This window comes from Actinosynnema sp. NPDC059797 (assembly GCF_042732085.1).
Taxonomy (GTDB): domain Bacteria; phylum Actinomycetota; class Actinomycetes; order Mycobacteriales; family Pseudonocardiaceae; genus Actinosynnema.
In genome coordinates, this window is the sequence record NZ_JBHWIE010000446.1 from 1 (window position 1) to 5,215 (window position 5,215).

The window sequence follows — 5,215 nt, forward strand, 5'->3', positions numbered from 1 at the left end:
ACACCGGCCTCCAGTAGCCGGACCGGCACCTGCCGGGGCACGTCGTGGTCGCCGCCGGCCCTCGCCGCGCGGAGGGCGGCGTCGGCGCACAGGACGCGGATCGGCAGGTCGGGGTCGGTCCTCGCCGCGTGCACGACCCGGTCGAGGTCGAGCCGGCCCGCGCCCAGGCCGGTGGTGTGCGCGAGCCGCCTGGTGCGCCGGTCCGCGGAGGCCAACGCGGCGACCAGCGCCGCCGGCGGACCGGCGCGCAGCACGTCGTCCACGGCGTCGGCCGGCCAACGGCCCTCCTGGCGGTCCCGCAGGGCGAGGGCGACCGGCGCCAGGGCGGTGACCGCCTCGGCCGGCGCGCGGTCGAGCAGTCGCCGGCACACCCGGCGGGCCTGGTCGCGGACCTGGGGGACCCAATCCGCCGCCCGCAGGGCCAGCACGGGCAGCGCGGTGACGTCGTCGCGCCCACCGAGCACGACCACGGCCGCTTCCCGGACGAAGCCGTCCGGGTGGCAGGCGGCGAGCACCAGTTCCAGCGGTCCGGCGCGACCGGCGGCGAGGCGGTCCGCCGCGGTCTGGACCCACCGGGGAGCGTTCCACGGACCACGCCGAGCGGACACGTCCACCACCAGCCACATCCGCGGGTCCGCGGCGGCCAGCGCCCGCGCGACGCGGTCGACCAGCTCGGCGTCGCCGTGACGACCGACCACGAGCAGCAGCGACGCGAGATCGTCGACGGCCTCGCGCCCGCCCGCCACCGCACCGGCGACAGCGCGGTCGACGCGCTCCGCACCGGGCAGCTCGGCCGGCGGGTCGTCCGCGGGGCGCGCGGCAGCCGTCAGCCGATCGAGGCGCCCGCGCAGTCGCCTGATCAATCGCCCACCCACGTCACCCACGGCTGCCCATGTTCCCCGCGGGTGCGGCCGTGGGCACGTGGTTTTGACGGCCTCGGCCGGTCCCGGTGGTGGCGGCACTCGGCGGCGGCCGGCCGGCCGGTGGATGTCAACCACGCACGGCCCGTCACCAGCGCGGGTCGCCTTCGCGGGAACGGGCGTTGCGGCAGGCGGAGTATTCCGTTGCGGTGACGGGATCGTTACAGTCAGCTTCTGGGAACGCTCCCAGAAACGACAACGAAGGGGTTGTTGTGCGAAATCTGCTGGCGGCGGTCGCCGCTGTCGTCTCCGTAGCCGGTTTGGTGGTGATCGGCGGGAACAGCTCCGCGGGAGCGGCCCCTGCCTGCGCCGTGGACTACAAGCTCAACCAGTGGTCCACCGGGTTCACCGCCAACGTGACCGTGACCAACCAGTCCGCTCCGGTCACCTCGTGGCAGCTCACCTGGTCCTTCCCGGGCAACCAGGCCGTCACCTCGGGCTGGAGCGCCGACGTGAAGCAGGCCGGCAACAAGGTCACCGTGACCAACATGCCGTGGAACGGGTCGCTGGGTACGGGCGCGAGCGCCCAGTTCGGCTTCCAGGCCACCTACAGCGGCACGAACCAGGCGCCGACCGACTTCTCGTTCAACGGCGTCTCGTGCAGCGAGGACGCGCCCACTAGCACCACCACGAGCACCACCACGACGACGACCACCACCACGACCACCACGACCACGTCGGACCAGCAGCCGGTCGGCTGTGGCACGGCGACCCTGTGCGACGGCTTCGAGGAGCAGACCGGCTCCACCCCGTCGGGCAAGTGGACCGTGGGCGCGGCCAACTGCACCGGTCAGGGCCGGGTCAGCATCGACACCGCCACCGCCCGCAGCGGCTCGAAGTCGGTGCGCGTCGACGGCGCGTCCGGCTACTGCAACCACATCTTCTTCGGCACCCCGCTGACCGCCTCCGGCGTCGTGCACGGCCGGTTCTACGTCCGGCACACCACGAACCTGCCGATGGCGCACGTGACGTTCATGGCCATGAAGGACACCGCCGACAACGGCAAGGACCTGCGCATGGGCGGCCAGAACTCGGCGCTGCAGTGGAACCGCGAGTCCGACGACGCGACGCTGCCCGCGCAGAGCCCGCAGGGCGTGGCGCTGAGCAAGCCGCTGCCCACCGGCCAGTGGAACTGCGTCCAGTTCTCCGTCGACCCCGCCGGCAGGCTGTCGACCTCGCTCAACGGCGCGGCCGTCACGGGCCTCCAGGTGGACGGCACGCCGACGCAGGACGTCGACGACCAGTGGCTGCGCAAGGCATGGCGGCCGGCCCTGACGGACCTGCGCCTGGGCTGGGAGAGCTACGGCGACGGCGCGGACACCCTCTGGTACGACGACGTGGCCGTCGGCTCCTCGCCGATCGCCTGCTGAGACGGTACGTGGTCCGGCCGCCTGTCGACTGGTCGTCGACTGGCGGCGGACCCGCTCCCGAGACCGAGCCCTCGGTACGATTCGGGGTCGACCGAAGTCAGCCCGGACGTCCCGCCGCATCGCGACCGGGGCTCCGCCCACCTGATCGAGGGATGCCCTGATCGGCAAGGACCTCCACCTGTCCCTCCTGGGTCCGCTGCGCGCGTGGGTCGACGGCCGCGAGGTGCCGCTCGGGCCGCCCCAGCAGCAGGCCGTGCTGGCGCTGCTGCTCGTGGGCGGCGGCCGGACCGTGCCGATGGCCGACATCGTCGACGCGCTGTGGCCGGACGACCCGCCGCCCAGCGCCGCCAACGTCGTGCACCGGTACGTCGGCGCGCTGCGCCGGGTCGTCGAACCGGACCTGCCGCGCCGCGCCACCGGGCGCTGGCTGCTCCCGGCGCCGGGCGGCTACCAGCCGGTGGTCGACGCCGACAGCTTGGACCTGCTGCGGTTCCGCGCGCTGGTGCGCCGGGTGGGGCAGCAGGGGGCGCGCGACGGGCTCGCCTCGCTGCTCGACGCGCTGGGGCTGTGGCAGGGGCCGGTGGCCGCCGGGGTCGTGGAGGAGGTCCGGTCGGGCGCGCCGTTCGTGGCGGTCGAGCACGAGCGCGTGGCCGCGGTGCGGCTGGCGGTGCGGCTCGCGTTCGAGTGCGGCGAACCGGGGTCCGTGCTGCCCGCGCTCAGGCTGGTCGCGCACGGGCACCCGCTGGACGAGGCCCTGCACGCGGACCTGATGCTGGTGCTGGCCGCCACCGGGGCCCAGGCCGAGGCGATCGAGGTCTACGAGTCGTCGCGCGCCAGGCTCGCCGACGAGCTGGGGCTGGACCCCGGCGAGGCGCTGCGGTCGGCGCACCGGTCCGTGCTCGCCCCCGCGGGCGCGCCACCCGCCGAGCCCGCGGTCCGGCCGGCCCAGCTGCCCCGCGCGCTCGACGCGTTCGTGGGCCGGGAGGACGAGGTCGAGGCGCTGTCCGAGGCCGCCGCCGAGGGCGCCGGGCTGCTCGTGGTCACCGGCATGGCGGGCGTCGGCAAGACGACCCTGGCGGTGCACCTGGCCCACCAGCTCGACCGGCACCACCCCGACGGCCTGCTCTACGCCAACCTGCGCGGCTTCCACCCCACCGGGCAGGCGGTGGAACCGGCCGTCCAGCTGCACGACTTCCTGCACGCGCTGGGCGTGCGGCCCGCCGACGTGCCCGACGGGGAGCAGGCGCGGGCGGCGCTGTTCCGCAGCCTGCTCGCCGGCCGCCGCGTGCTGGTGCTGCTGGACAACGCCCGCGACGCGGAGCAGGTCCGGCCGCTGCTGCCCGGCCCGGGGTGCCTGGCCGTGGTGACCAGCCGGGACGACCTGGCCGGCCTGGTCGGCACGGACAACGCCTTCGCCGTGCGGCTGGACGTCCTGGACGACGACGCGGCCCGGGAGGTGCTGGTCCGCCGGCTGGGCAAGCGGCGGGTCGGGGCCGAGATCCGCGTCGTGGACGCGATCCTGGCCGCGTGCGCGCGGCTGCCGCTGGCGCTGGCCGTGGTGGCCGCCCGCGCCGCCACCCGCCCCACCTTCACGCTCGCCGCGCTGGCCGAGGACCTGGTGGAGGCCCGCGCCGGGCTGGACGCGCTGTCCGCCGGCGACGTCGCGCTGGACGTGCGCGCGGTGTTCTCCTGGTCCTACGACGCGCTGAGCCCGGCCGCGGCGAGGCTGTTCCGGCGGCTCGCGCTGACACCCGGCGACGACGTCGGCGCCGCGGCGGTGGCCGCCCTGCACGGCGAGCCCGCGGCGCGCACCCGGCGCGTGCTCGCCGAGCTGTGCGCCGCCCACCTGCTCACCGAGCACGTGCCCGGCCGCTACGCCCTGCACGACCTGCTGCGCCTGTACGCCGCCGAGCTGGCGCACGAGCACGACGCCCCGGAGGAGCGCGAGGACGCCGTGCGGGCCGTGCTGGAGCACTACCTGCACACCGCGTGCGCGGCGGCCTTCGCGCTCTCGCCGGACCGGGTGCCGATCCCGTTGGATCCGCCCGCGGCGGGGGTGTGGCCGCTGCGGTTCGCCGACGCCGAGCGGGCGGCGGCGTGGTTCACCGCGGAGCACCGGGTCCTGCTGGCGGCCCAGGCGCAGGCCGCGGCGACCGGCAGGCACGACATCGCCTGGCGGCTGGGCTGGGCGATGGCGCACCACCTGGACCGCGCCGGCCACTGGCACGACCTGAGGGCCACCAGCGAGGCGGCCATCGCGTCGGCCCGCCTCGTCGGCGACCGGCTCGGCGAGGGCCACGGGCTGGTGGGCCTGTCCCGGGCCGAAGCCGACCTGGGGCGCATCGCCGTGGCGCGCGAGCACAGCGAACGGGCGCTGGAGGTGTTCGACGGCGTGGCCCCACCGCGGCTGCTCGCCGAGGTGCGCCGGGTCATCAGCTGGCTGCACGAGTCGGCGGGCGACCACGACGCGGCCCTGCTGCACGCCCAGGAAGCCCTGCGCCTGCAACGCCTCGGCGGCGACCCGACCATGCTCGCCCGAGCGCTCAACGCCGTGGGGTGGTGCCTGGGGCTGGTCGGCCGGCACGAGGAGGCCCTGGCCCACTGCCTGGAAGGGCTGGAGCTGACCCGGCCCGACGACGACTACGGCATGGCGGACCTGCGGGACAGCATCGCGAACGCGCTGTTCCACCTCGGCAGGCTCGACGAGGCGGCCGAGCAGTACCGCCGGGCCCTGGCCGGCTACGAGAAGCTGGGCATCCGCTTCGCGGTGGCCGACACGGGGGAGCGGCTGGGCGACGTCGAGGCGGCGGCCGGTCGCACCGAGGCGGCGGCCGGGCGGTGGCGGGCGTCGCTGGCCGTGTTCGAGGAGCTGGGGTTGTCCCGGGCCGACCGGCTCCGGGACAAGCTGGCCGACCTCCTGGGCGG

Annotated in this window: 2 protein-coding genes and 1 pseudogene; 2 read left to right on the forward strand and 1 reads right to left on the reverse strand. The window is 75.9% G+C overall.

What is annotated here, in order from left to right; translation table 11 throughout:
• Positions 1 to 863 (reverse strand): annotated as a pseudogene (locus tag ACFV4N_RS39420) (hypothetical protein); the annotation flags it as partial.
• Positions 864 to 1,132: 269 nt separating this feature from the next.
• On the opposite strand from ACFV4N_RS39420, the gene ACFV4N_RS39425 reads away from it, so the two are divergent.
• Both ACFV4N_RS39425 and ACFV4N_RS39430 read left to right on the forward strand, forming a co-directional pair.
• Entirely contained in the window at positions 1,133 to 2,290 is a 1,158-nt protein-coding gene (locus ACFV4N_RS39425) for a cellulose-binding domain-containing protein (protein ID WP_499677790.1), read from the forward strand.
• 223 nt (positions 2,291 to 2,513) lie between these two features.
• The coding region (locus tag ACFV4N_RS39430) for an AfsR/SARP family transcriptional regulator (protein WP_499677791.1) at positions 2,514 to 5,215 on the forward strand (2,702 nt) is incomplete at its 3' end.